Source organism: Acidovorax sp. PRC11 (genome assembly GCF_031844105.1).
Lineage (GTDB): Bacteria > Pseudomonadota > Gammaproteobacteria > Burkholderiales > Burkholderiaceae_C > Paracidovorax.
Window position 1 is genome coordinate 1 of record NZ_JAUZUQ010000034.1, and the last position, 25,245, is coordinate 25,245.

Genomic DNA, 25,245 nt, shown 5'->3' on the forward strand with positions numbered 1-25,245 from the left:
GTGCGCGGCCGCAGGCACGCCGGGCGCCAGGCGTTCTCCGTAGGCGGCGCGGGCGTTGCCGGCCACGGCGTAGCCTTCCGGCACCGCAACGGCCTCGGGCGCGTACAGGCCGAACGCATCGCCCTCCTGCGCCGCCTGCCATCCCGTGTCGGCCTGCCATGCGTAGCGCGCCGCGTAGACCTCGTCCATGCGGGCGTCGAGCACCGCCACCACGCGCGTGCAGCCGTGCGCGGCGCGCGCCTCCTCGGCCACCGCGAGCAGCGTATCCACCGGCAGCACCGGCACGCCCTGGCCGCCGCGCGCGCCGAACGCGAGCCCCTGGGCCACCGAGCAGGCGGTGCGCAGCCCGGTGAACGAGCCGGGGCCCCGGCCGAACACGATCGCATCCAGCGTGTCGAACGACAGCCCGGCCTCCGCCAGCAGGCCCCGGATCGCCGGCAGCAGCCCGGCGGACGCCTGGGCGCCGCCGGGGGCGCTGCGTTCCCAGGTCTGCACGGCCCCGTCCGCCGAAGGCCGCTGGACGGCGATGGACAGGGTGTCGGTGCTGGTGTCGAAGGCGAGCAGGTGCATGGCGTGGGGCGGGGGAAATCTCCGAACGGCCTGCGCGGGCGGTCATGGCGGATGCGCCGCCTGTGCCATCGACGGCACGGCCGTAGGCACCATCGGCAGGGGAGTGCGGCGGACGCGGGGCGAGGACGCGCGGGCAGGAGGATCGGCATTATCCGCCCAGTACCGTGGCCAGGCGCGTGCCGGGGCTTGTCTCCGGGGCGTGCCCCGGTCGCCGCTCTAGACTTCCGCCCATGCCGTCGCCGAACCCCCTCGTCCCCCGCCCCGATCGCCTTCCTTCCGCTTCCCGCGGCCTGTCCGCACCTGCCGCCCTCCGTGAGTGGACCCAGAACCGTGTGCGCGCCGGCACGCTCCGTCGGCTCGCGCGCGCGGCCGGCTGGGCACTGTGCCTGGCCCCGGCCCTCGTGTACGCGCAAGCCCAGGAGCCCGCCCGAAATGCCGCAGTCGCAGCCGCGCCCGCCGCGCGCCCGGCCCTCGTCGTGCGCGCGGCGGACAACGCACTGCCGCCCGCCGTGGCCGCCGCCCTGCAGCGTGCCAAGGTTCCGCCGGAGGCCGTGTCCTTCGTGGTGGCCGATGCCGATGGGCGCCAGCCCGCACGCCTCGCCTGGCGCGCGCAGGAGCCCATGAACCCCGCCTCGGTGATGAAGCTCGTCACCACCTATGCGGCCCTGGAGCTGCTGGGCCCGGCCTACACCTGGGACACGCCCGTGTACCTCGACGCGCGCCCGCAGGCCGGCGCGCTGCGCGGCAACGTCTACCTCCGCGGCGTGGGCGATCCGCAACTGGTGGTGGAGCGCCTCTGGCTGCTGCTGCGGCGGCTGCAGGCCCAGGGCGTGCAGGTCATCCTCGGCGACATCGTGCTGGACCGCAGCGCCTTCGAGCTGCCCGCGCACGATGCCGCGCAGTTCGACGGAGAGCCCCTGCGGCCCTACAACGCATCGCCCGACGCGCTGCTCGTCAACTTCAAGTCGGTCGCGCTGACCTTCGTGCCCGATGCGGCGGCCGGCGTCGCGCGCGTGCATGCCGATCCGCCGCTCGCCGGAGCGCCGTGGCCGGAGACGGTGCCCCTGGCCGCCCCCGGCACCGAGTGCGGCGACTGGCGCGCGGCGCTCCGGCCCGAGACCCCCGCGGGCGCCGAGGCCGGGCGCGTGGTGTTCCAGGGCGTCTACCCCGCCGCCTGCGGGGAGCGCACCTGGTCGGTGGCGCCGCCCGATCCGTGGGGCTTCGCGGCCCGCGCGATCGAAGGCCTCTGGCGCGACCTGGGGGGCAAGCTCACGGGCAGCGTGCGCGACGGCCGCGTGCCACCGGGGCTCGCGCCGGCGTTCACCGTGTCGTCTCCGCCGCTCGCGGAGGCGGTGCGCGCCATCAACAAGTACAGCAACAACGTGATGACGCAGCAGGTCTTCCTGACCATCGCCCTGCAGAAGAACGGCACGGGCACGTTCGACGGGGCGCGCAATGCGGTGGATCAGTGGTGGCGCCAGCGCATGCCCGGCACCGAGCCCCCGGTGCTGGACAACGGCGCCGGCCTGAGCCGCGAGGCGCGCGTGAGCGCGGCGTCGCTGGCGCGCATGCTGCAGGCGGCCTGGGCGTCGCCGGTCATGCCGGAACTGCTGTCGTCGCTGCCGATCGCCGGCGCGGACGGCACGCTGCGCCGCTCCGCCATGGGCCGCGCCACCCGGGCGGCGCACCTCAAGACCGGCACGCTGCGCGATGCGTCCGCGCTCGCCGGCTTCGTGCACGCCGCGGGCGGCCGGCGCTACGTGGTCGTGGCCATCGCCAACCACCCGAATGCCGCGGCGGCCCGCCCGGCGATGGAGGCGCTGGTGGAATGGGCCGCGTCGGAGCGCTGAGGCGGCGGAACGGGCCCTGCGGACGCTGGCGGGCTACCATCTGCACGGCCGAGTTTCGTCTGCGGCTTCCCGACGCGGCCGTTCCTCGGAAACCGGGGATGCGGTATCGGTGATTCCCCTGCCCTGTGCGCAATGGCCACGGGATTACCATGAGCCTCCATAAAGCGCACGACCGTGCTTTTTTCCAACTACCTTGACGGAGCGAACGTGATCTCTAGAACCATTTACAACAGAGCGTCCTGGTCCGTGGTGGCCGCGGCCTGCATGCTCGCGGCCTGCGGCGGCGGCGGTTCCGACACCACGCCGGCGGCACGCGTGACCTCCGTGAAGGTCATGGGCGACAGCCTCGCCGACAGCGGCACCTTCGGCTACAAGTTCACCGTGCAGGGCTCGGCGGCCACCGGCACCGGCTCCTCGCAGATCTGGCCCGAACGCGTCGCCACGAACTACGACCAGTCGCTGTGCGCGCACTACCGGTTCAACGGCGCCTCGTTCGCCGTCAATGCCGCCTGCACCAACTACGCGGTCGGCGGCGGCCGCATCAACAACCCCACGGCGGCCACCGCGCCCACCTCGATCACGCAGCAGATCAAGGATGCCGGCACCGCCGGCTACTCCGACGGCGATCTGGTCCTGATCGACGGCGGCGGCAACGACGCCGCCGATCTGGTCGGCGCCTACCTGCGCATCTCCTCCGACCGCGGTGCCTCCTACCGCGCGCTGCTGCTCACGCTGCTCGATGCCACCACCGTCACGAACGCCTTCGCGGGCGGCTCGGCGGGGCTGGCACAGGCGGGCGGCCTGTACATGCAGGCCCTGGCCACGCAGTTCGCGGGCACCATCCGCGCCAACACCCTGGACAAGGGCGCCAAGCGCGTGGCCGTGCTCAACGCCCCCGGCATCACGCTCACGCCGCGTTTCCGTTTCGTGCTGGCCAGCATCGCCGCCGCCAACGGCGCCGCCGCCGCCACGCAGGCCGAAGCCGTGTTCGACGGCTGGGTGCAGGCCTTCAACGCCCGCCTCGGCGCTTCGCTGAGCGGCGACGCCCGCGTCACGGTGGTGGACTTCTACAGCTCCTTCAAGGACCAGGCCGTCAACCCGGCGGGCTACCAGCTCACGAACGTGACCACGCCGGCCTGCCCCGTCACCGGCCGCGGCAGCGATGGCCTGCCCACCTACGACTTCCCGACCTGCACCGCCGCCGCCCTCTCGGCCGCCACGCCGCCCGCGGGCGCCACCGGCGGCGCCGACTGGTGGAAGAGCTATGGCTTCGCTGACAGCTTCCATCCCACCCCCTACGGTCACCAGCTGATCGCCCAACTGGTGGCACGTTCGCTCGCCCAGGCGGGCTGGCTGTGATGCAGGCAGGAGCACATTCCATGGCACGGTTCATTCCTTCCGCACCCTCCGCCGCCGCGCTCGCCGCAGGCGCCCTCGTCCTGCTCGCCTGCGGCAGCGCCTCCGCGCAGGTCGCCGGCACCTGGAGCGTGCGCCTCGGCGCCACGCACATCGCACCCCAGGTCAAGAGCGGCAACCTCTCGGCGCCGAGCTTTCCCGGCACCACGGTGGATGTCCACTCCGCCTCCGCGCTCACGGGCGGCATCAACTACATGGTGACCGACAACTGGGCGATCGACGTGCCGGTCGGCCTGCCGTTCAAGCACAAGTTCTACGGCGACGGCGCCATCTCGGGCGTGGGCCAGGTCGGCGAGACCAAGGTGATCCCCGCCACGGTGTTCGCGCAGTACCGCTTCGGCGAGGCGAACGCCACCTTCCGTCCCTACGTGGGCCTGGGCGTCACGTATGCCAAGTTCTTCAAGGAGCGCACCACCGCGCCGCTGAACGGCCTGACCGGCGGCACGCCCGCCAATCCCACCACCGCGTCCATCGACGACAAGTGGGGCATCACGCCGCAGATCGGCTTCGTGTGGAACATCAACGAGAAATGGTTCGTCGACGCGGCCTACTACAAGAGCTTCCTGAAGACCAAGACCCATCTCTCGAGCGGACAGAGCATCGACATCCGCCTGAACCCCAACGTCTTCGCCGTGGGCGTGGGCTACCGGTTCTGAGCGCGGACCCTGCCGGTCGGACGGGCCTGAGAGCGTCCGATCGGGCTGGGGGAAAGAAAAAGGCGACGTGCGCAACACGTCGCCTTTTTGCTTTGCGCCCGTATCCGCAGGCGCGAGGCCACCGGATCGGAATGCGCGGTTCGCCGCCTCTTTCGATCCAGAAATCAGCCTGCGGGGACGACCGTCCCCTGGGCCAGTGCACACAGCTCGCGGGTTTCTCCGTCCTCCGCATGGATCTCGCACTGGCAAATCGCCATCCGCTTGCCGGCGCTGCGGGCCTGGGCGCTGGCGACGAGCCGTGTGCCCACGCCGGGACGGAGGTAGTTGATCTTGAATTCGACCGTCAGCGCATTGCCTCCCAGCGCAATGCCGCCCGCGAAGGTAATGGCGTTGTCCGCGAGGTAGCTGATGACGCCGCCATGCACGAAACCGTGCTGCTGCAAATGGTGATCCTGGATGGTCAGGGAAAGCTCTGCGCTGTCTCCCGTGGTCGCCGTCAGCTCCGCACCGACGAAACGGCTGAAGGGCTGGCTGGCAAATACCTGCTGTGCGAATTCCTGGATATCGTTCATGGCCTGTCTCCTGGAGGGGGGTGGGGCCGGCTTCATTCATCCCTGGCCGGATCCGCGCAGAAGCGATCCCTGCCGTGGATTCTCCAGGAACCCCCGCGCCTTCGTGTGTCCGGATTCGGACACGGTCTGCATCCATGCATCCAAAAAAAATGCCAGTCAGCGGCGCACGGACTGGCATGGGACCCGAGGGTCGGTTGTTGAAGGTATGCCGTGCGCGGGGCACGGCGGCACCGGCCCCGGCCGGTGCGCCCTGCATCACCAGCGGGCGCGCAGGCGGTCGTAGGCGTAGGTGCCGAACTGGCGGTGGGCCGAGGGCGCCATGTAGATGCTGTCGGCGAACACGTAGCGGTTCTGGTCCGCGCCGCTCACCAGCGTGGACGTGTTGCAGCGCAGGGAGCTGACCTGGCCCGTGCCGATGCCGATGTCGTTGCCGGAGGAGACCGACGTGCAGACCGGGTTGTCCTTGTTGGTGAAGTTGTAGCCGCCCGGCGAGCCGATGAACAGGTTGGAGTAGTACTCCAGGTCGACGTACAGCACGGTCTTGCCCAGGTCCTCGATGCTCACGAGCAGCGCCTGGTTGAAGCGCGTGCTCGCGGAGCTCAGCAGGCTCTGCTGGCCGAGCGCCACGGCCCAGGGGCTCTTGCCCAGGTCGTACGTGCCGATGACCACCACGTGCTTGGCGCCCGCGTCCGAGAGGCGGCGCACCTGGGCGGCCATTTCCTTGCCGGCGGTGGTGGCAGAGGCGAGGAAGTCGTCGGTCGACAGCGTGCCGGCGCTGACGGCGTTCATGCCGGCCACGATGTCGCTGATGCCACCGTTCATGAGCACCAGGTTGCTGTCGCCCAGCGTGTTGGAGGCGAGGAATTTCGTGACCTGCTGCGTGATGGACGGCGCCGAGCCGCCCGCCGCATCGGTCGTGGCCGTCACGCGCGCGTTGCCCTGGGCATAGGCCGTGCCGCCCGAGGCCGACGGCGTGATCGTGCTGCCGTAGTTGCTGGCGATCTGCAGCGTCCAGTTGTTGATGGAGCCGTCATTGACCGTGTAGCGCGCGCCGTTCTGGCCGATGTCGGTGAAGCCGTCGCCGAACGTGACGATGCGGTCCGGCGTCAGCGCCGATTCCGTGGTGCTGGATCCGCAGGCGGCCACGAGGGCGGCCGATGCGCAGGCGGCGATCAGGAATGAGCGGCGCATCCAATTTGCTGCCATAGGGTGGTTCTCCAGAAAAATTGAGCAAGAGTGTAACGACTGGCGTTGTAAGGCTTTGCAACCGGCAGGGCGGGCCGTTACGGACGGAAAACTGGAGTCAGGCCGCGGCGGCGCGCTGCAGCCGGTCCCGCACGCCTTCCCAATCCGGGGTGCCGGGCGGGGTTTCGATCCAGATGAGTTTCACACCCGCGTCATCGAAGTGCCGCAGGGCGGCGAAAAGTTCCTGCGCCGCGGCCGCCGCATCCTGGGGCATGGCCCGCAGCAATACCCGGGGCGACGGCGAGCGCAGCGCCGTGCGCGCATACACCGCCAGGTGGGCGGCGTCGGCGCCCAGCAGGTCCAGGCCCGTCTGCAGCGCCTTCGCGTCCATGAGGCGCACCTTGGCGCTGGGCGCGTAGTGCGCCTCCAGCGTGCCCGATGCGCGCGGCGTGTGGGAGGGCAGGTCCTCCTTCGACAGCGGGGCGAGTCCGCAGGCGGCTGCGATCTGCGCGCGCGTGATCGCGCCGGGCCGCAGCAGCACCGGCACGCCGCGCGTGCAGTCGATGATGGTCGATTCGATCCCCACCTCGCAGGCCCCGCCGTCGAGCACCAGCAGGTCGTCGCCGAATTCATCGCGCACGTGCTGCGCGGTGGTGGGGCTCACGCGGCCGAAGCGGTTGGCGCTGGGCGCGGCCACGCCGTGCACCGGCCGGCCTTGCAGGTGCGGATCGTCCGATGCGCAGGCCTGCAGCACCGCCTGCGCCACCGGGTGGGCGGGGCAGCGCAGGCCGACGCTGTCCTGGCCGCCGGCAGCGGCCGCGGCAACGTCCGGGCGGCGCGGCAGGATCAGGGTCAGCGGCCCGGGCCAGAACGCGCGCACCAGGGCGTCCGCGAACGGCGGCACGGACGCCACGAAATGCGCGATGCCCTCCGGCCCGGCCACGTGCACGATCAGCGGGTGGTCGCTCGGCCGGCCCTTGGCCTGGAAGATCTGCGCCACCGCGGCATCGCTCGCGGCATCCGCCGCGAGGCCGTACACCGTCTCGGTGGGCAGGCCCAGCAGGTGCCCGGTGCGCAGGGCCGTGGCCGCTGCGGCGATGGAGGAGGGCTGCCGGCCGTCGAGGATCATGGCGGCGGCCTCAGAACGGCGCGATGCCGAGCAGCGCCGCGGCCTGCAGCGCCGTCGCGCGCGCGGCCTCCGCGGTGGGCGCGGTGACGTTGAGATGGCCCATCTTGCGCCCGGGCTTGGCCTGTGCCTTGCCGTACAGGTGCAGGTGCGTGCCGGGCAGCGCCAGCACGGCCTCCCAGGCCGGCGTGCGCTCCTGCGGGCCCTGCGCGAACCACAGGTCGCCCAGCAGGTTCAGCATCACGGCGGCGCTGTGCTGGCGCGGCTGCACGAGCGGCAGCCGCGCCATCGTGCGCACCTGCAGCTCGAACTGCGACGCGTCGCAGGCGTTCTGGCTGTAGTGGCCGCTGTTGTGGGGGCGCGGGGCGATCTCGTTGACCACCAGCGAGCCGTCCTCCAGCACGAAGAACTCCACGCACAGCACGCCCGTGTAGGCCACGCCGTCCGCGATCGACTTCGCCGCCGCCACCGCCTGCTGCGCCACGGCCTCCGGCACGTTCCCCGCGTGCACCTCGGTCACCGCGAGGATGCCGTCGCGGTGCTGGTTGCGCTGCACCGGCAGGTGCACGCAGGCGCCGTCGTGGCCGCGCGCCACGATCACCGAGCACTCGAAGGCCAGCGGCAGGCGCTTTTCCAGCACGCAGGGCACGCGGCCCATCGCCTCCCAGGCGGCGGCGAGTTCTTCGGGCGTGGCCACGCGCGCCTGGCCCTTGCCGTCGTAGCCGAGCCGCGACGTCTTGAGGATGCCCGGCAGCAGCGCGGGCGGCACGGATTCCAGCTGGCCGGGCGTCTCGATCACCGCGTAGGGCGCGCAGGGCACGCCGCAGGCCCCGAAATGCGCCTTCTCGCGGGCGCGGTCCTGGGCGATTGCCACGGCGTCCGCCGCCGGCGCCACGGGCCGTTCGGCGCCGAGCGTGCGCAGCGCCTGCGCCGGCACGTTCTCGAACTCGGTGGTGACGGCGTCCGACAGCGCCGCGAGGCGCGCCAGCCCGTCCGGGTCCTCGTAGGCCGTGCGGATGTGGTGGTGGCTGATGCGGCCGGCGGGGCTGTCCTCGTCGGGATCGAGCACCGCCGTGAAGTAGCCCATCGCCTGCGCGGCATGCGCGAACATGCGGCCCAGCTGCCCGCCGCCCAGCACGCCCAGGGTGGCGCCCGGCAGGATCGGGCGCTGCATGGCGTCCGGCGCGCTCATGGCGCTGCGGGCGGCAGCGCCATCGCGCGGGCCGCCTCGGTCTGTTCCTGGCGGAAGGCCTCCAGTCGCTCGCGCAGGGCCGGGTCGTCGGCGGCCAGCAGGGCGACCGCGAAGAGCGCCGCATTGGCCGCGCCCGCCGTGCCGATCGCGAAGGTGGCCACGGGAATGCCCTTGGGCATCTGCACGATGCTGTGCAGCGAATCCACGCCCTGCAGGTGCCGGCTCGCCACCGGCACGCCCAGCACGGGCACCGTGGTCTTGGCCGCGATCATGCCGGGCAGGTGGGCGGCGCCGCCCGCGCCGGCGATGATGGCCCGCAGGCCGCGCGGCACGGCGGATTCCGCATACGCGAACATGTCGTCGGGCATGCGGTGGGCCGAGACCACGCGCGCTTCGTGGGCGATGCCGAATTGCTGGAGAATCTGCACTGCGTGCTGCATGGTCTCCCAGTCGCTGCTGGAGCCCATGACAACGCCGATCTGGATGGGTTTCATGTGGAGTGGGGCCGCGCGCCGTGCGTGCCCGCCGAAGTGGAACCCGTGATTTTACTTTTGGTGCGCCGCGTGTTGCGGGGCGCGCCACCGCTGCCTGCACACAATGATCGACGTCACCGTAGAGAATTTCGAAACCGAGGTCATCGCCGCCTCGATGGAAGTGCCCGTCCTGGTGGATTTCTGGGCCCCCTGGTGCGGGCCCTGCAAATCCCTCGGCCCCATCCTCGAGAAGCTGGAGACCGAATACGCGGGCCGCTTCAAGCTCGTGAAGATCGATTCCGACCAGGAGCAGCAGATCGCCGCGATGTTCGGCATCCGCAGCATCCCCACTTGCGTGCTGCTGATGAACGGCCAGCCCGTGGACGGCTTCATGGGCGCGCAGCCCGAGGGCCAGGTCCGCGCCTTCCTCGACAAGCACGTGCCCAGCGCCGATGAACTGCTCGCCGAGGCCGAGGAAGAGGCCGCCCAGGAGGCCCTGGAGGACGGCGACACCGACACCGCGCTGGAAAAGCTCCAGCACGCCGTGGCCACCGATCCGTCGAATGACGACGCGCGCTTCGATTACGTGAAGCTGCTGCTGCAGCTCGGCCGCGTGGACGACGCCAAGGTCGCCTTCGCGCCCGTCATCGCCAAGGCGGCCGGCTCGCGCCGCCTGGGCGCCCTGCAGGTCTGGATGGACGCGATCGACGCCGTGGATGCCGCCCCGGACGATGCCGCCGCCGAAGCCGATTTCGCCGCGAAGATCGCCGCCAGCAAGCGCGATTTCGACGCGCGCTTCGCCCGTGCCCGCCGGCTCATCGCCCGCCAGCGCTGGACGGACGCCATGGACGAACTGCTGGAGATCCTCATGCGCGACAAGGCCTGGAACGACGAGGCCGCCCGCAAGACGTACGTGGCCGTGCTGGAGATCATCGAGCCACCCCGCGCCAAGGTCGCCGAGGGCCAGATCCCGCCCGAAGACCCGGTCGTGGCCACCTACCGGCGCCGCCTCTCCAGCGTGGTGCTGAGCTGATGTGACCAGCGCGGCGCGCGCGGCGCGCGCACCCTGGGCGTCCGCACACCGGGCATGCCGGGCATGGCGCCCCGCCCGGGCGGCGGCATGGATCGGGGCGGCCCTGCTGGCGCTCTGCGCCGCCGGCTGCTCGATCCTGCCCGCGCCGGCCGATGCCGAGGTCACGGGCACGGCCTATTCCCGGCAGCGGTTCTTCATTCCCTCCGGCGGCACCTTCGAGGCGGTGCTGCTCGACGTGACGGACGAGGACGCGCCGCCCCTGGTGGTGGGGCGCCAGAGCTTCGAGACGTTCGAGCGGCTGCCCGTGGCGCTGCACATTCCCTACCGCACCGCGCTGGTCGCGCCCGACGGCAAGTACGTGGTCCGCGCCATGGTGTTGGTGAACGGCATCGCCTGGATGGCGAGCGAAGGCACGCATCCGCTGCAGCGCGAACCGGCCTACCGCCACGTCGACGTGCCGCTGCAGCCCCTGCCGCGCGGCGCGGCCACCGAGCAGGCCGCGGTGCCGCTCGCGCAGACCTACTGGAGGCTCACGGAAATCGACGGCATGCCCATGCCGCCCACGCCGGCCGGCCGCCCCGAGGCGCACCTCGTGGTGCTGCCGGACGAGGGCCGGATCACGGGCACGGGCGGCTGCAACCGCTTCATCGGCCCGTACGGGATGGCGGGCGGCGACCTGCGCGTGGGGCCGATCGATTCCGGGCTGCAGCTGTGCTTCGACAGCGGGCTCGCCGAGGGGCTCTACCTCGAGGCGCTGCGCGCCGTGGAGCACTACCGCATCGAGGGCCGGCAGCTGCTGCTCACCCGCACCGACGAACGGAACAAGGAGCGGATCCTGCTGCGCTTCGAGTCGCCCGAGCTGCGCTTCGCCCGCTGACCGCTCCTGGCCTGGTCTGGCTCAGCCCAGGAGCCGATCCAGGGCCTCGCGGTACTTCGCCGCCGTCTTCTCGACCACCTCGCGCGGCAGGCGCGGCGCGGGCGCGGACTTGTTCCAGGGGGCGCCGTTCACCTGCGCCTGCTCCAGCCAGTCGCGCACGAACTGCTTGTCGTAGCTGGGCGGGTTCTCGCCGGCCGCCAGGGCCGCCTCGTAGCCTTCGACGGGCCAGTAGCGGGAGCTGTCCGGCGTCAGCACTTCGTCCATCAGCACCAGCGTGCCGTCGGGCGCGAGGCCGAACTCGAACTTGGTGTCGGCGATGATCATGCCCTTCTCCAGCGCGATCGCCGCTGCGGCCTCGTAGAGGGCGATGCTGGTGTCGCGGATCTGCGTGGCCAGCTCGATGCCGATCATCTCCACCGTGCGCTCGAAGGAGATGTTCTCGTCGTGCTCGCCCATGGCGGCCTTGGCGGCCGGCGTGTAGATCGGCTGCGGCAGGCGCGCCGCGTTCGTCAGGCCCTCGGGCAACTGCACGCCGCACACCGAGCGCGTGGCCTGGTATTCCTTCCAGCCGCTGCCGGCCAGGTAGCCGCGCACCACCGCCTCCACGGCAATGGGGCGCAGGCGCTGCACGAGCATCGAGCGTCCGCGCACCTGCGGGGCTTCCTCGGGGGACACCACGCTCTCCGGCGATTCGCCCGTCAGGTGGTTGGGGCACAGGTGGCCGAGCTTGTCGAACCAGAACAGCGCCATCTTCGTCAGCAGCTCGCCCTTGCCTGGGATCGGCTCGCCCATGATGACGTCGAACGCCGAGATGCGGTCGCTCGCCACCATCAGGATGCGGTCGTCGCCCACGGCGTAGTTGTCGCGGACCTTGCCGCGCGCGAGCAGCGGCAGCGAGGCCAGGGACGAGGTGTGCAGGGCGGTGGGGCTGGGCAGGGTCATGGTATGGAAGGGTTGCAAACGTAAATCCGGAGCTGCCGCGCAAGGACACGGGGCGATCGCCGGATTCTAGGGCGCACCCTGCCGCAAAGCCGGCCCATTTTGCGCCGCCGCGGCGGGCCGGTCATCTGTAACGGCAGTATCCCCGGCCCTGCCGCGGTCGGGATTGCATTTCCCGGCAGCGGGGCGCATAGTGGATTCGACAGCGCATGCATGAGCTCCCATCCGTAGGGCCGGCGCCTCGAATCCCGAGGCACGGCGTTTGTGTCAACGTGCCATGGAGACTTGTTTATGAACCTGACGATCAGCGGCCATCACCTCGAAGTCACCCCTGCCCTGCGCAGCTACGTGACGGGCAAGCTGGACCGGATCAGCCGGCATTTCGACCAGGTGGTCGATGTCAAGGTGCTGCTCACCGTTGAAAAGCAAAAGGAAAAGGAAAAGCGCCAGCGGGCCGAGTGCAACGTGCACGTGAAGGGCAACGACCTGTTCGCCGAAAGCGCCCATTCCGACCTGTACGCCGCCGTCGATGAACTCGTGGACAAGCTCGATCGCCAAGTCGTGCGCCACAAGGACCGTCTGCAGGACCACCACTGCCCCCTCAAGCGCGACCAGCCGGCCATGGAGGCCTGAGGTTTCCGCCCTGCGGGAATGATCGGACGCCATCCTGGTGTTTCCCCGTAAAGCCGCCGTGAAAGGCGGCTTTTTCATGCACCCACGGAGGGGCTCAGGGTTTATGCTAGGGGGTGCATAATTGCGACCCTTCCACCATGAACCGTCTAGCTTCCATATTGCCGGCCGCTCAAGTGCTCGTGAGCGTCGACGCCACCAGCAAAAAGCGTGCTTTCGAGGAGGCGGGGCTGTTGTTCGAGAGCCAGCATGGCCTCTCTCGCGCGCTCATCACCGACAGCCTGTTCGCCCGCGAGCGCCTCGGGTCCACCGGCCTCGGGCACGGCGTGGCGATTCCCCATGGCCGCATCAAGGGCCTGAAGGCGCCGATGGCGGCCGTGTTCCAGCTCGCGCACCCCATCGGTTTCGACGCGCCCGACGAACAGCCCGTCGGCCTGCTGATCTTCCTGCTCGTGCCGGAAGCCGCCACGCAGAAGCACCTGGAGATCCTCTCCGAGATCGCCGAGCTGCTGAGCGACGGCCCGCTGCGCGAACGCATCAAGTCCTCCGGCGACGCCGCCGAACTCCACGGCCTCATCGCCGGCTGGCAGTCGGCCCAGGCCCCCGCCTGAACGCCGTCCCGCTCACGCCCGACCGAGACCGACACCCAGACCGAGACCGCACCGCGTGAAACCCAACGTCATCAGCGCCGACGTCGTCTTCGAGGAATTCCGCGCCGCCCTCAAATGGGAATGGGTCGCCGGCCTGGGGGCTTCGGAGCGCCGCTTCGACGAGGTCGCCGTGCGCTCCGCGCGCTCCGGCGCCGACCTGGTCGGCTACCTGAACTACATCCATCCCTACCGGGTGCAGATCCTGGGCGAGCGCGAGATCGCCTACCTCACCAACGCCACGCCGGAAGACTGCAAGCGCCGCATCGCGCGCATCGTGACGCTCGAGCCGCCGGTGCTGGTGCTGGCCGACAGCCAGGTGGCGCCCGACGCGTTGCTCTCCATGTGCGAACGCGCGCAGATCCCGATGTTCGCCACGCACGAATCGTCGGCCTTCGTCATCGACGTGTTGCGCGCCTACCTGTCCAAGCACTTCGCCGACCGCACCACCATGCACGGCGTCTTCATGGACATCCTGGGCCTGGGCGTGCTGATCACCGGCGAATCGGGCCTGGGCAAGAGCGAGCTGGGGCTGGAGCTCATCTCGCGCGGCAACGGCCTCGTGGCCGACGACGCGGTGGACTTCTTCCGCATCAACCAGACCACCATCGAAGGCAAGTGCCCCGATCTGCTGCAGAACCTGCTGGAGGTGCGCGGCATCGGCCTGCTGGACATCCGCGCGATCTTCGGAGAGACGGCGGTGCGCCGCAAGATGCGCCTGCGCCTCATCGTGCACCTCGTGCGCAAGGAAACGCTGGAGCGCGAATACGAACGCCTGCCCTACGAGCCCCTCACCCAGGACGTGCTGGGCGTGCCCGTGCTGAAGGTGGTGATCCAGGTGGTGGCGGGCCGCAACATCGCCGTGCTGGTGGAGGCGGCGGTGCGCAACACCATCCTCAACCTGCGCGGCATCGACACCTACCAGGAATTCGTCGAGCGCCACCGCCGCGCGATGGAGCAGCGCGACGGCTGAGGCCGCAACGGCAGCGGCAGCGGCGCCGGCGGGGCCGTGCGGCCTGCCTTCAGCGCCCGGTGGCGGCCTTGGCGGCGCAGACGGCGCACTGGCCGTAGAGCGCCATGGCGTGGTCCTGCACCACCCAGCCCTTGGCCTTGGCCACGATCTGCTGGCGCTTCTCGATCTCGGGATCGAAGAACTCCTCGACCTTGCCGCAGACCGTGCAGATGAAGTGGTCGTGGTGCTGGCCTTCGTTCAGCTCGTACACCGCCTTGCCGCTCTCGAAATTGCTGCGGATCAGGATGCCCGCCTGCTCGAACTGGGTGAGCACGCGGTATACGGTCGCCAGGCCGATGTCGGAGCGTTCCTCCAGCAGCACGCGGAACACGTCTTCGGCCGTCATGTGGCGCTGCGCACCCTTCTGGAAGATCTCGAGGATCTTCAGGCGGGGCAGGGTGGCCTTGAGCCCGGTGCTCTTGAGTTCGTCGATGTTCGTCATGACAGGGTCTTTCGTGTGCCAGGGGGCGCGCGCCAAGGCCTGGGAGACCAGCCGCTACAATGGTCCGATCATATCGTTTATGCCAATTTCCATGTCCGTCCACGCCCATCGCAGCGCCCGCATCGGCCTGATCCTGTTGCTCGGCGCGGGCCTCTCGGCCTGCGGCAGCTTCGACAGTGCCAGCAACCGCATCGCGGGCATGGTCACGCCCTACAAGGTCGAGGTGGTGCAGGGCAACGTCGTCACCCGCGAACAGGTCGAGGCGCTGCAGCCCGGCATGTCGCGCCAGCAGGTCAAGGAGATCCTGGGCACGCCGCTCATGACCAGCCTGTTCCACGCAGACCGCTGGGATTACGTCTTTACGCTCAAGCGCCCCGGCATCGAGGCCCAGTCGCGCAAGCTCACCGTGTTCTTCAAGGGCGACACCTTCGACCGGGTCGAGGGCGACGAGATGCCCACCGAGGCCGAATTCGTCGCCACGCTCGGCACCTCGCGCAGGAGCAAGGTCACGTCCAAGGTGCCGCCGCTCGAAGCCACCCCCGAGCAGCTCGCCAAATACCCCAAGGCCTCCACGGCGACGCTGCCCCAGCCGGCCGATTCCGCCGTGCCGCCCCCGCCGTCGAGCTACCCGCCCCTGGAATCCACCACCCGCTGACGGTGCCGCGGCGCGCGGGGCCCGCCCGCCGGGCTGCGCCGCCGCCCGCCGCCAAGCCGGTCCGAGCACTTCCGTCCGACATCTCTGCCCTCCGCGCCATGACCGTGCCTGCCTCCCCGTCTTCGCTCCCGTCTTCCGCTGGTGCCGCAGCCCCTTGCCGCGTCGCCGTCGCGGGGGCTTCCGGCCGCATGGGCCGCATGCTCATCGAGGCCATCCGCGCCAGCGACGACCTCGTCCTCGCGGGCGCGCTCGACGTCGAGGGCAGCACCTTCCTCGGCAACGACGCCACCGCGTTCCTCGGCCACGCCAGCGGGGTGACCATCACCGCCGACGTGCAGGAGGGCCTGTCCGGCGCCGACGTCCTGATCGATTTCACCCGCCCCGAGGGCACGCTCGCGCACCTCGCCGTGTGCGCCGACCGCGGCGTGAAGGCCGTGATCGGCACGACCGGCTTCACCGGCGTGCAGAAGGCCGAGATCGCGTCCTTCGCGCAGCGCACCGCCGTCGTCATGGCGCCCAACATGAGCGTGGGCGTGAACGTCACCTTCAAGCTGCTGGAGATGGCCGCGAAGGCGCTGTCCACCGGCTACGACATCGAGATCATCGAGGCCCACCACCGCCACAAGGTGGACGCGCCCTCGGGCACCGCGCTCAAGATGGGCGAGGTCATCGCCGACGCGCTCGGCCGCGACCTCAAGGACTGCGCCGTGTACGGCCGCGAGGGCGTGACCGGCGAGCGCGATCCCTCCACCATCGGCTTCGCCACCGTGCGGGGCGGCGACATCGTGGGCGACCACACCGTGCTGTTCGCCGGCACGGGCGAGCGCATCGAGATCTCGCACCGCTCCTCGAGCCGCGCCGGCTACGCGCAGGGCAGCCTGCGCGCCGCGCGCTTCCTGGCGGCGCACCGCATGGGCCTGTTCGACATGTTCGACGTGCTGGGACTGCACGGCTGACGGCTTTCCGCCCGAGCCTCGGCAGCCGCGTCCGGCACACCTTCCTCTTTCGTCCCAACTCCCCCGCGGCGGCGCATCCATGAACGCTTGGCACTGGTGGCATCAGGGCGACATGGTCACCCGCGTCTCGGCCGTGCTGCTGCTCGCCATGTCGGTGGCGAGCTGGGTGGTCATTCTCTGGAAGGCCTGGCTGCTGCGGCGTGCCGTGGCGGCAGTAGGGCGGGGCACCGCCGCGTTCTGGCAGTCGCCCTCGCTGGCGGCCGCGGCCCGCGATCTCGCGGCATCCGACCGCGACCGGCTCGTGCTGCCCCTGGTCGAGGCCGCCGCCGGCATCGCACAGGGCGCGCCGGCCGGCACCCTCGCCGCGGGCGGGCAGCGCGGCCAGCAGCTCACGCGCGTGCTGCGGGACGCCCTGCACGGCGTGCTCGGCCGGCTGCAGTTCGGGCAGGTGCTGCTCGCCACCGTCGGCTCCACCGCGCCTTTCGTCGGCCTGCTGGGCACCGTGTGGGGCATCTACCATGCGCTCACCGCCCTGGCCGGCGGCGGCCCGGTGTCGATCGACCGCGTGGCCGGCCCCGTCGGCGAGGCGCTCGTGATGACGGCCGCCGGCCTGGCCGTGGCCATTCCCGCCGTCCTGGCCTACAACCTCTTCGGGCGCTGGATCGGGCGCGTGGAAGCCGATCTCGAAGGCTTCGCGCTGGACCTGCGCGAACTGCTGCTGGACGCGCCCGCGTCCCCCGGCGGCTGATCCGGCCGCGTCGTTCGCTCCGCCTGCGCACGGCCCGCATCCGTTCCCACCCCCACTCCATCGCGCCATGGCATTCGGCCGCCTCGAACGCACGTCCGCTCCCCAACCCATGAGCGACATCAACATGACGCCGCTGGTGGACGTCATGCTGGTGCTGGTGGTGATCTTCATCCTCACCGCCCCGCTGCTCGCGGGCTCCATCCGGCTCGACCTGCCGCGCGCGGAAGGCACGGCGCCCGGGTCGCCCGGCGAATCCATCGCCGTCGCCATCGACGCCGCGGGCCAGGTCTTCGTCGGCGGCGAGCCGGTGGACGGCGCCGCGCTGGCCGAGCGGCTGCGCGGCGCGGCGGCGCGGCGCCCCGACACGGAAGTGCAGCTGCGCGCCGACGCGGGCGTGCCGTACGGGCGCGTGGTGGAGGTCATGGGCGCGGCGCACGCGGCGGGGCTGCACCGCATCGGTTTCGTCGCGGAACCCCAGGCCGCCGCGCCGCCCGGCTCCGCCGCCTCCCGCCCCTGAAAGCGCCCGGAAGGCCCGGCCCGGAGCGCGGCCGCGGGATGCCGCCCCTTCGCGCCTAAAATCCACGGCGAATCCCTGTTCCTCTTCCTCCTGCGAACCGCCGGCGGCCGCGCGCGGCCCGGTCTGATTTTTTCCATGCAAGACAAATACACCCCTGCCGAGGTCGAGCGCGCCGCGCACAGCCACTGGACCGCCCGCGATGCCTACCGCGTGACCGAAGACGCGGGCAAGAAGAAGTTCTATGCCTGCTCCATGCTGCCGTACCCCAGCGGCAAGCTGCACATGGGCCACGTGCGCAACTACACGATCAACGACATGCTCACGCGCTACCTGCGCATGAACGGCCAGAACGTGCTGATGCCCATGGGCTGGGATGCCTTCGGCCTGCCGGCCGAGAACGCGGCGCTGAAGAACGGCGTGCCGCCCGCGCAGTGGACCTACGACAACATCGCCTACATGAAGAAGCAGATGCAGGCGATGGGGCTGGCCATCGACTGGTCGCGCGAGGTCGCCACCTGCGACCCGGACTACTACAAGTGGAACCAGTGGCTGTTCCTCAAGATGCTCGAGAAGGGCATCGCCTACCGCAAGACCCAGGTCGTGAACTGGGACCCGGTGGACCAGACCGTGCTCGCCAACGAGCAGGTCATCGACGGCCGCGGCTGGCGCACCGGCGCGCCCGTGGAAAAGCGCGAGATCCCCGGCTACTACCTGAAGATCACCGACTACGCGCAGGAGCTGCTCGACCACGTGCAGGTGGGCAACCCGAACGCGACGCTCACCGGCTGGCCCGACAAGGTGCGGCTCATGCAGGAGAACTGGATCGGCAAGAGCGAGGGCGTGCGCTTCGCCTTCACGCACGGCATCCGCGGCGACGATGGCCTGCTGATCGGCGACGGCCGCATGTACGTCTTCACGACGCGCGCCGACACCATCATGGGCGTCACCTTCTGCGCCGTGGCGCCCGAGCATCCGCTGGCCGTCCATGCCGCGCGCTCCAACCCCGAGCTGGCCGCCTTCATCGAAGAGTGCAAGACCGGCGGCACCACCGAGGCCGAACTGGCCACGCAGGAGAAGAAGGGCGTGCGCACGGGCCTGACCGTCACGCACCCGATCACGGAAGAGCCCGTCGAGGTCTGGGTGGGCAACTACGTGCTCATGGGCTACGGCGACGGCGCCGTCATGGGCGTGCCCGCGCACGACGAGCGCGACTTCGCCTTCGCGCTCAAGTACGGCATCGAGATCAAGCAGGTCGTGCTCGTCGACGGCGAGACCTTCGACTACCACCGCTGGCAGGACTGGTACGGCGACAAGCAGAACGGCGTCACCATCAACTCCGACAACTTCAGCGGCCTGTCCCACCTGGAAGCCGTCTCTGCCGTGGCGCATGCGCTGCAGGAAAAGGGCCTGGGCGAGAAGAAGACCACCTGGCGCCTGCGCGACTGGGGCATCTCGCGCCAGCGCTACTGGGGCACGCCAATCCCGATCATCCACTGCGACGAGCACGGCGCGGTGCCGGTCCCCGAGAAGGACCTGCCCGTGGTGCTGCCCCAGGACTGCATCCCGGACGGCTCCGGCAACCCGCTGCACAAGCACGAGGGCTTCCATGCCGGCGTGAAGTGCCCCGTCTGCGGCAAGGCCGCGCGGCGCGAGACCGACACCATGGACACGTTCGTGGATTCGTCGTGGTACTTCATGCGCTACTGCGACCCGAAGAACCCCGACGCCATGGTGGCCGGCGGCGCCGACTACTGGATGCCGATGGACCAGTACATCGGCGGCATCGAGCACGCGATCCTGCACCTGCTGTACGCGCGCTTCTGGACCAAGGTCATGCGCGACCTGGGCCTCGTGAAGGTGGACGAGCCCTTCACCAAGCTGCTCACGCAGGGCATGGTGCTCAACCACATCTATTCACGCCGCACCGAGAAGGGCGGCAAGGAATACTTCTGGCCGCACGACGTCGAGCACGTCGTGGACGAGACCGGCAAGATCACCGGCGCGCGCCTCAAGAACGCCGTCGGGGACCTGCCCGTGGGCACGCCGATCGACTACGAGGGCGTGGGCACCATGTCCAAGTCCAAGAACAACGGCGTCGATCCGCAGGAGCTGATCGAGAAGTACGGCGCCGACACGGCCCGCCTCTACACCATGTTCACCGCGCCGCCCGAGGCCACGCTGGAGTGGAACGACGCCGCGGTGGAAGGCAGCTACCGCTTCCTGCGCCGCGTCTGGAACTTCGGCGTGAAGCTCACGGGCATCGATGCCGCGGCCACCGAGTCCGCCATCCAGGGCGCCCAGAGCCTGCAGGACGTGCAGTTCGGCAAGGAGGCCAAGGCGCTGCGGCTGGAGATCCACACCGTGCTCAAGCAGGTGGACTACGACTACCAGCGCATGCAGTACAACACCGTGGTCTCCGGCGCGATGAAGATGCTCAACGCGCTGGAGGACTTCAAGGCGGTGGATGCGCCCGGCGGCCTCGTCGCGCTGATCGAGGGCTTCGGCATCCTGCTGCGCGCCATCTACCCGGCCACGCCCCACATCGCCCACGGCCTCTGGAATTCGCTGGGCTACGCCGGCGCGCTCGGCGACCTGCTGGACGCGCCGTGGCCCCGGGTCGATGCCGCCGCGCTGGTGCAGGACGAGATCGAGCTGATGCTGCAGGTCAACGGCAAGCTGCGCGGCGCGATCCGCGTGCCGGCCGGCGCCGACAAGGCGGAGATCGAGCGCATCGCCCTCGCGAGCGAGGACTTCCACAAGCACGCCGCCGGCGCCGCGCCCAAGAAGGTCGTGGTCGTGCCGGGCCGGCTGGTGAACGTGGTCGTCTGACCGCCCCGCCCGCCGCCACGCCGCCCGTTCCGTACCCACCGCACCCGAGAGCCCGCACCATGCTGCAGCGCAAACGCTCGTTCCTGACCCTGCTGGCGGCAGCGCCGCTGGCCGCCGGCCTCACCGCCTGCGGCTTCCGCCTGCGCGGCGCGCCGGAGTTCCAGTTCCGCACCCTCTACATCCAGGCCGCGGGCGGCTCGCAGCTCGGGCGCGAACTCGAGCGCACGCTCAAGGGCGCGGGCGGCAACCTCACGGTATTGCGCGATCCCGCCGACCTGCCCAAGGCCGAGGCGGTGTTCGAACTGCTGTCCGAACAGCGCGAGCGCGTGGTGGTGGGCTACAACGCCTCCGGCCAGGTGCGCGAGCTGCAGCTGCGCCTGCGCATCCGCTTCCGGCTGCGCAACCAGCAGGGCGTGGAGCTGATCCCGCCGACCGAGCTGCTGCAGCAGCGCGATGTGAGCTACAACGAAAGCATCGCCCTCGCCAAGGAGGCCGAAGAAGCGCTGCTCTACCGCAACATGCAGACCGACCTCGTGCAGCAACTGCTGCGCCGCCTGGCCGCGGCGCGCCCGCAGTGACGCTGCGCCACGGGGCCCGGGCGGACCAGGCGGTGCCATGCAGGTCGCGCTGAACCAGCTGGCCGCGCACCTCCAGAAGGGGGTGCGCCCGCTCTACGTCCTGCACGGCGACGAGCCGCTGCTGCAGCAGGAGGCCGCCGACGCGGTGCGGGCGGCCGCGCGCACCGAGGGCTACACCGAGCGCAGCAGCCACACCGTCGCCGGCGCGCACTTCGACTGGAGCGCAGTGCTCGCCGCCGGCGGGTCGCTCTCGCTCTTCGCCGACAAGCAGATCGTGGAGATCCGCATCCCCTCCGGCAAGCCCGGCAAGGACGGCGGCGCCGCGCTGCAGCAGATCGCCGCCGCGGCGGCCGGCAACGACAGCACGCTGACGCTCGTCCTGCTGCCGCGCCTGGACAAGGCCACCCGGACCGGCGCCTGGTTCTCGGCGCTCGACCGCGACGGCGTGAGCGTGCAGATCGACCCGGTCGAGCGCGGCGCACTGCCGCAATGGATCGCCCAGCGGCTCGCGGCCCAGGGTCAGCGCGTGGCCTCGGGCGAGGAGGGGCAGCGCACGCTGCAGTTCTTCGCCGACCGCGTGGAAGGCAACCTGCTGGCAGCCCACCAGGAAATCCAGAAGCTCGCGCTGCTGCATCCGCCCGGAGAGCTTTCCTGGAGCCAGGTCGAGGCCGCCGTGCTCAACGTGGCGCGCTACGACGTGTTCAAGCTCTCCGAGGCGGTGCTCTCCGGCCAGGTGGCGCGCATGCAGCGCATGCTGGACGGCCTGCAGGCCGAGGGCGAGGCCGAGGTGCTCGTGCACTGGACGCTGGCCGAGGACATCCGCTCCCTCAAGCGCGTGAAGGACGCCGTGAACGCCGGCAAGCCGCTGCCCATGGCCCTGCGCGAGAACCGCGTCTGGGGCCCGAAGGAACGCCTTTTCGAGCGCATCGTCCCGCGGTTCTCCGATGCCGCCGCCTCCCGGCTGCTGCAGTCCGCGCATGCCGTGGACGGCATCGTCAAGGGGCTCAAGGTGCCGGACTGGCCCTCGAACGGCTGGCAGGCGCTGCACCGGCTGGCTTTGCAGCTCTGCAAAGCCTGCTCAGGGAAGTGACGCGCTCGCTTTGAATCAGCCTGCCATGCCGCCGATCTGGCCTCGTGCCTTGTCCACCCAGGTCTGCAGGCTGTCGATCAGCCCGCCCTGGCTGAACGAGCAGCTTTCCTCCGAGAACAGCGCCGAGGATTCGAGCCGGTCCAGCACGTCCGCCAGCACCTGGGCATAGCGCGGCGGCAGCGTCTCCAGCAGCGCCGCCTGTGCGCGCGCCAGTTCGCTGAAGGCGTGCGGCGCCATGCGCGCGGCGCGCAGCTCGTCCAGGGCCGTGGCGATGGCGGCCAGCTGGTCGGCGGGCAGCGGGGTGGTCGGGGTGGTCGTCATGGCGCGCGAGGGTAGCAAAACCGGGGCGCGCCGCCCGGCGGGGAAACCCGGCCCGGGCGGGTGGCGCAGCGATGCGTCAAAATCACGCCCATGAACGCGCAGCACATCGCCGAAACCCTCCATGCCCTCGGTTCCCAGGCCAAGGCCGCCTCCGCACTGATGGCCCGGGCGCCGGCCGCCGTCAAGAACCGGGCATTGCTCGCGCTGGCCCGCCGCCTGCGCGAGAACACCGCCGCGCTGCAGGCCGACAACGCCCGCGATCTCGACCGCGCCCGCGCCGCCGGCCTCGCCGAACCCATGGTGGACCGGCTCAAGCTCACCCCCAGGGTGCTGGACACCTGCGCGCTCGGCTGCGAGCAGCTCGCCGCCATGGGCGACGTGATCGGCGAGATCTCCGGCATGCGCCAGCAGCCCAGCGGCATCCGGGTGGGCCAGATGCGCGTGCCGATCGGCGTCTTCGGCATGATCTACGAGAGCCGCCCGAACGTGACCATCGAGGCCGCCAGCCTCAGCATCAAGAGCGGCAACGCCTGCATCCTGCGCGGCGGCTCCGAGGCGATCGACTCCAATCGCGCGCTCGCCCGCATCGTCCAGGAGGCGCTCGAGGAAGCCGGCCTGCCGACCGACGCCGTGCAGCTCGTGCAGACCACCGACCGCGAGGCCGTGGGCCACCTCATCGCCATGCCGCAGTACGTGGACGTCATCATCCCGCGCGGCGGCAAGGGCCTCATCGAGCGCATCAGCCGCGAGGCCAAGGTGCCCGTCATCAAGCACCTGGACGGCAACTGCCACACCTACGTGGACGACCCCTGCGACGTCGCCATGGCCGTCAAGGTGGCCGACAACGCCAAGACCCAGAAGTACAGCCCCTGCAACGCGAGCGAGGGCCTGCTCGTCGCGCGCGGCGTGGCGGCCGAATTCCTGCCGCAGATCGGTGTGGTCTACGCCGCCAAGGGCGTCGAGATGCGCGGCTGCCCCGAGGCGCTGGCGCTGCTCGCCGACGTGCCCGGCGCGCTGCTGGTGCCCGCCACCGAGCAGGACTGGTCCGAGGAATACCTCGCGCCCGTCATCAGCATCAAGGTGGTGGACGGCCTCGATGAGGCCATTGCCCACATCAACCGCTACGGCAGCCACCACACCGACGCCATCCTCACGCGCGACCACATGCACGCCCAGCGCTTCCTGCGCGAGGTGGATTCGGCCAGCGTGATGGTGAACGCCAGCACGCGCTTCGCCGACGGCTTCGAATACGGCCTCGGCGCCGAAATCGGCATCAGCACCGACAAGTTCCACGCCCGCGGCCCCGTGGGCATCGAAGGCCTCACCTCGCTCAAGTGGGTGGTGCTCGGCGACGGCGACATCCGCAGCTGAGCCCCTGCCGGCCGCGGCGGCTGCCCGGCCGGCGTCCTCCATCCCCTCCATCGTTCCCTCCGCATGAAGATCATCATCCTGGGCGCGGGCCGCGTGGGCGAGAGCGTGGCCGACAGCCTCGTCTCCGAGAAGAACGACATCACCGTCATCGACACCGATGCGCGCCGGCTGCGCGATCTGGAATCGCGCTTCGACCTGCGCGGCGTCGTGGGCAGCGGCATCGACCCGGAGGTGCTGGCCGAGGCCGGCGCCGCCGACACCGACCTGCTCATCGCCTGCGCCGCGCTCGACGAGACGAACCTCGTCTGCTGCAAGATCGCGCAGCTGCTCTTCAATATCCCCACGCGCATCGCCCGCGTGCGCTCCTCCGGCTTCGACACCGGCGACGGCCGCGGCCGCTCGCTGCTCGGCAAGGAAGGCTTCGCGGTCGACCGCGTCATTTGCCCCGAGGAATCGCTCACGCGCTACATCGGCAAGCTCGTGCAGTACCCCGAGGCCCTGCAGGTGCGTGAATTCGCGGGCGGCCGCGCCTGCCTCGCCTCGGTCCGCGCGCGCGGCGGCGCTCCCGTGGTGGGCATGCGCATCGCCGACATGCGCGCCAGCGCGCCCGATGTCGCCATGCGCGTGGTGGCGATCTACCGCCGCTTCCCCGAAGAGCCCGACCGCTTCATCGCCTGCGACGGCGCCACGCGCATCGAGGCGGGCGACGAAGTCTTCGTGCTTGCCGCCCGCGAGCAGATCCCGCGGGTGCTTGCGGCCCTGCACCAGCGCGGCGGCCTCCCCCAGCATCCCGTGCGCCGCATCATGATCGCCGGCGGCGGCCGCGTGGGCCTGCGGCTCGCGCGCCAGCTGGCGGAACAGGGCGGCTTCCACATCAAGATCCTCGAATCGGACGCCGACCGCTGCACGGAACTGGCCTCGGTGCTGCCCGCGGACGTGCTCGTGCTGCACGGCGACGCCACCGACGAAGACCTGCTCGGCGACGAATGCATCGAGGAGGTGGACCTGTTCCTCGCCATCACCGACGACGACGAGGACAACATCATGGCCTGCCTGCTCGCCAAGCGCATGGGCGCGAGCCGGGTTCTCTCGCTCATCAACCGCCGCTCCTATGCCGACCTGATGCACGGCACCCAGATCGACATCGCGCTCTCGCCCGCGCAGGCCATGCTGGGCGAACTGCTCGCCTACGTACGCCGCGGCGACGTGCAGGCCGTCCACAGCCTGCGCCGTGGCGTGGCAGAAGCGCTGGAGATCGTCGCGCGCGGGGATCGAAAAAGCTCGCGCGTGGTCGGCCGCCGCGTGAGCGAGATCCACCTGCCGCACGACGTCCACATGGGCCTGATCGTGCGCGGCCTCGCCGACCGCGCCACGGCCGATACGGGCGAGGGCGCCCCGGTGCCTGCCGGCGAGCCCGAGGTCATCATCCCGCAGAGCCACACGGTGATCGAGAGCGGCGACCATGTCGTCTTCTTCCTTCCGCACAAGCGGCTGGTGCGCGAAGTCGAGAAGGCCTTCCGCGTGAGCGCCACCTTCTTCTGATCCGCACGCATGTCCGTG

General features: G+C 70.7%; 26 protein-coding genes. 17 read left to right on the forward strand and 9 right to left on the reverse strand.

Annotated elements, in window-relative coordinates; genetic code table 11:
• Positions 1-570 (reverse strand): tRNA (adenosine(37)-N6)-threonylcarbamoyltransferase complex dimerization subunit type 1 TsaB (tsaB, locus tag Q9R47_RS22925; protein WP_311235425.1); only part of this gene is annotated, 570 nt, incomplete at its 3' end.
• Positions 571-800: 230 nt separating this feature from the next.
• On the opposite strand from tsaB, the gene dacB reads away from it, so the two are divergent.
• From dacB to Q9R47_RS22940, 3 genes are all read left to right on the forward strand, one after another.
• Positions 801-2,420, forward strand: a complete 1,620-nt coding sequence (dacB, locus tag Q9R47_RS22930; RefSeq protein ID WP_311235426.1) for a D-alanyl-D-alanine carboxypeptidase/D-alanyl-D-alanine-endopeptidase — start codon at positions 801-803, stop codon at positions 2,418-2,420.
• A gap of 264 nt (positions 2,421-2,684) precedes the next feature.
• Positions 2,685-3,779 (forward strand): SGNH/GDSL hydrolase family protein, encoded by a 1,095-nt coding sequence (locus Q9R47_RS22935; RefSeq protein ID WP_311235454.1) that lies wholly within the window; start codon positions 2,685-2,687, stop codon positions 3,777-3,779.
• A gap of 20 nt (positions 3,780-3,799) precedes the next feature.
• A complete protein-coding gene (locus tag Q9R47_RS22940) occupies positions 3,800-4,492 on the forward strand; it encodes an OmpW family outer membrane protein (protein ID WP_311235427.1) in 693 nt (230 codons plus the stop codon).
• 164 nt (positions 4,493-4,656) lie between these two features.
• Here the strand turns inward: Q9R47_RS22940 and Q9R47_RS22945 are convergent, their stop codons facing one another.
• From Q9R47_RS22945 to purE, 5 genes are all read right to left on the reverse strand, one after another.
• The gene (locus Q9R47_RS22945; protein ID WP_311235428.1) at positions 4,657-5,064 is read right to left on the reverse strand and encodes a PaaI family thioesterase; all 408 of its coding nucleotides are present in this window, start codon (positions 5,062-5,064) and stop codon (positions 4,657-4,659) included.
• A gap of 255 nt (positions 5,065-5,319) precedes the next feature.
• Positions 5,320-6,270: an SGNH/GDSL hydrolase family protein gene (locus Q9R47_RS22950; protein WP_311235429.1), complete on the reverse strand. Its 951-nt coding sequence runs from the start codon at positions 6,268-6,270 to the stop codon at positions 5,320-5,322.
• A gap of 97 nt (positions 6,271-6,367) precedes the next feature.
• Entirely contained in the window at positions 6,368-7,378 is a 1,011-nt protein-coding gene (locus Q9R47_RS22955) for an L-threonylcarbamoyladenylate synthase (protein WP_311235430.1), read from the reverse strand.
• Positions 7,379-7,388: 10 nt separating this feature from the next.
• Entirely contained in the window at positions 7,389-8,567 is a 1,179-nt protein-coding gene (locus Q9R47_RS22960; RefSeq protein ID WP_311235431.1) for a 5-(carboxyamino)imidazole ribonucleotide synthase, read from the reverse strand.
• Positions 8,564-9,061: a 5-(carboxyamino)imidazole ribonucleotide mutase gene (gene purE / locus Q9R47_RS22965; RefSeq protein WP_311235432.1), complete on the reverse strand. Its 498-nt coding sequence runs from the start codon at positions 9,059-9,061 to the stop codon at positions 8,564-8,566. The genes Q9R47_RS22960 and purE overlap by 4 nt, the downstream gene beginning before the upstream one ends.
• A 103-nt stretch (positions 9,062-9,164) precedes the next feature.
• Here purE and trxA point away from each other — a divergent pair, with 103 nt between their 5' ends.
• Positions 9,165-10,073, forward strand: a complete 909-nt coding sequence (gene trxA, locus Q9R47_RS22970; RefSeq protein WP_311235433.1) for a thioredoxin — start codon at positions 9,165-9,167, stop codon at positions 10,071-10,073.
• A 1-nt stretch (position 10,074) separates the two neighbouring features.
• On the forward strand, positions 10,075-10,950 hold the full coding sequence (locus Q9R47_RS22975) for an META domain-containing protein (RefSeq protein ID WP_311235434.1): 876 nt from the start codon (positions 10,075-10,077) through the stop codon (positions 10,948-10,950).
• Between the two features lie 21 nt (positions 10,951-10,971).
• Here Q9R47_RS22975 and Q9R47_RS22980 read toward each other — a convergent pair whose 3' ends face one another.
• Entirely contained in the window at positions 10,972-11,892 is a 921-nt protein-coding gene (locus Q9R47_RS22980; RefSeq protein ID WP_311235435.1) for a phosphoribosylaminoimidazolesuccinocarboxamide synthase, read from the reverse strand.
• A gap of 288 nt (positions 11,893-12,180) precedes the next feature.
• Here Q9R47_RS22980 and hpf point away from each other — a divergent pair, with 288 nt between their 5' ends.
• The 3 genes from hpf (at position 12,181) to hprK (ending at position 14,139) form a co-directional block, all read left to right on the forward strand.
• Complete coding sequence (gene hpf, locus Q9R47_RS22985; protein ID WP_311235436.1) at positions 12,181-12,522, forward strand: ribosome hibernation-promoting factor, HPF/YfiA family; 342 nt, start codon at positions 12,181-12,183, stop codon at positions 12,520-12,522.
• 137 nt (positions 12,523-12,659) lie between these two features.
• Entirely contained in the window at positions 12,660-13,130 is a 471-nt protein-coding gene (locus tag Q9R47_RS22990) for a PTS sugar transporter subunit IIA (RefSeq protein WP_311235437.1), read from the forward strand.
• A 55-nt stretch (positions 13,131-13,185) separates the two neighbouring features.
• Positions 13,186-14,139, forward strand: a complete 954-nt coding sequence (gene hprK, locus Q9R47_RS22995) for an HPr(Ser) kinase/phosphatase (protein WP_311235438.1) — start codon at positions 13,186-13,188, stop codon at positions 14,137-14,139.
• Positions 14,140-14,188: 49 nt separating this feature from the next.
• Here the strand turns inward: hprK and fur are convergent, their stop codons facing one another.
• Positions 14,189-14,620: a ferric iron uptake transcriptional regulator gene (fur, locus tag Q9R47_RS23000; protein WP_311235439.1), complete on the reverse strand. Its 432-nt coding sequence runs from the start codon at positions 14,618-14,620 to the stop codon at positions 14,189-14,191.
• A 91-nt stretch (positions 14,621-14,711) separates the two neighbouring features.
• Here fur and Q9R47_RS23005 point away from each other — a divergent pair, with 91 nt between their 5' ends.
• The 7 genes from Q9R47_RS23005 to holA all read left to right on the forward strand — a co-directional run bounded on the left by Q9R47_RS23005 (position 14,712) and on the right by holA (position 21,993).
• Complete coding sequence (locus tag Q9R47_RS23005; RefSeq protein ID WP_311235440.1) at positions 14,712-15,275, forward strand: outer membrane protein assembly factor BamE; 564 nt, start codon at positions 14,712-14,714, stop codon at positions 15,273-15,275.
• A gap of 98 nt (positions 15,276-15,373) precedes the next feature.
• Positions 15,374-16,231: a 4-hydroxy-tetrahydrodipicolinate reductase gene (dapB, locus tag Q9R47_RS23010; RefSeq protein WP_311235441.1), complete on the forward strand. Its 858-nt coding sequence runs from the start codon at positions 15,374-15,376 to the stop codon at positions 16,229-16,231.
• Positions 16,232-16,310: 79 nt separating this feature from the next.
• Positions 16,311-16,979 carry a MotA/TolQ/ExbB proton channel family protein gene (locus Q9R47_RS23015; RefSeq protein WP_311235442.1) on the forward strand — a complete coding sequence of 223 codons (669 nt, stop codon included), beginning with the start codon at positions 16,311-16,313 and terminating at the stop codon, positions 16,977-16,979.
• Between the two features lie 67 nt (positions 16,980-17,046).
• The gene (locus Q9R47_RS23020; protein ID WP_311235443.1) at positions 17,047-17,496 is read left to right on the forward strand and encodes a biopolymer transporter ExbD; all 450 of its coding nucleotides are present in this window, start codon (positions 17,047-17,049) and stop codon (positions 17,494-17,496) included.
• Between the two features lie 135 nt (positions 17,497-17,631).
• Entirely contained in the window at positions 17,632-20,325 is a 2,694-nt protein-coding gene (gene leuS / locus Q9R47_RS23025) for a leucine--tRNA ligase (protein WP_311235444.1), read from the forward strand.
• Positions 20,326-20,384: 59 nt separating this feature from the next.
• Complete coding sequence (gene lptE / locus Q9R47_RS23030; protein ID WP_311235445.1) at positions 20,385-20,903, forward strand: LPS assembly lipoprotein LptE; 519 nt, start codon at positions 20,385-20,387, stop codon at positions 20,901-20,903.
• Positions 20,904-20,940: 37 nt separating this feature from the next.
• Positions 20,941-21,993 carry a DNA polymerase III subunit delta gene (gene holA / locus Q9R47_RS23035; protein WP_311235446.1) on the forward strand — a complete coding sequence of 351 codons (1,053 nt, stop codon included), beginning with the start codon at positions 20,941-20,943 and terminating at the stop codon, positions 21,991-21,993.
• Positions 21,994-22,008: 15 nt separating this feature from the next.
• Here holA and Q9R47_RS23040 read toward each other — a convergent pair whose 3' ends face one another.
• A complete protein-coding gene (locus Q9R47_RS23040; protein ID WP_311235447.1) occupies positions 22,009-22,314 on the reverse strand; it encodes a hypothetical protein in 306 nt (101 codons plus the stop codon).
• 90 nt (positions 22,315-22,404) lie between these two features.
• On the opposite strand from Q9R47_RS23040, the gene Q9R47_RS23045 reads away from it, so the two are divergent.
• Positions 22,405-23,685, forward strand: coding sequence for a glutamate-5-semialdehyde dehydrogenase (locus Q9R47_RS23045; RefSeq protein ID WP_311235448.1), 1,281 nt, complete (start codon positions 22,405-22,407; stop codon positions 23,683-23,685).
• 63 nt (positions 23,686-23,748) lie between these two features.
• Entirely contained in the window at positions 23,749-25,227 is a 1,479-nt protein-coding gene (gene trkA / locus Q9R47_RS23050) for a Trk system potassium transporter TrkA (RefSeq protein ID WP_311235449.1), read from the forward strand.
• Positions 25,228-25,245 lie beyond the last annotated feature (18 nt).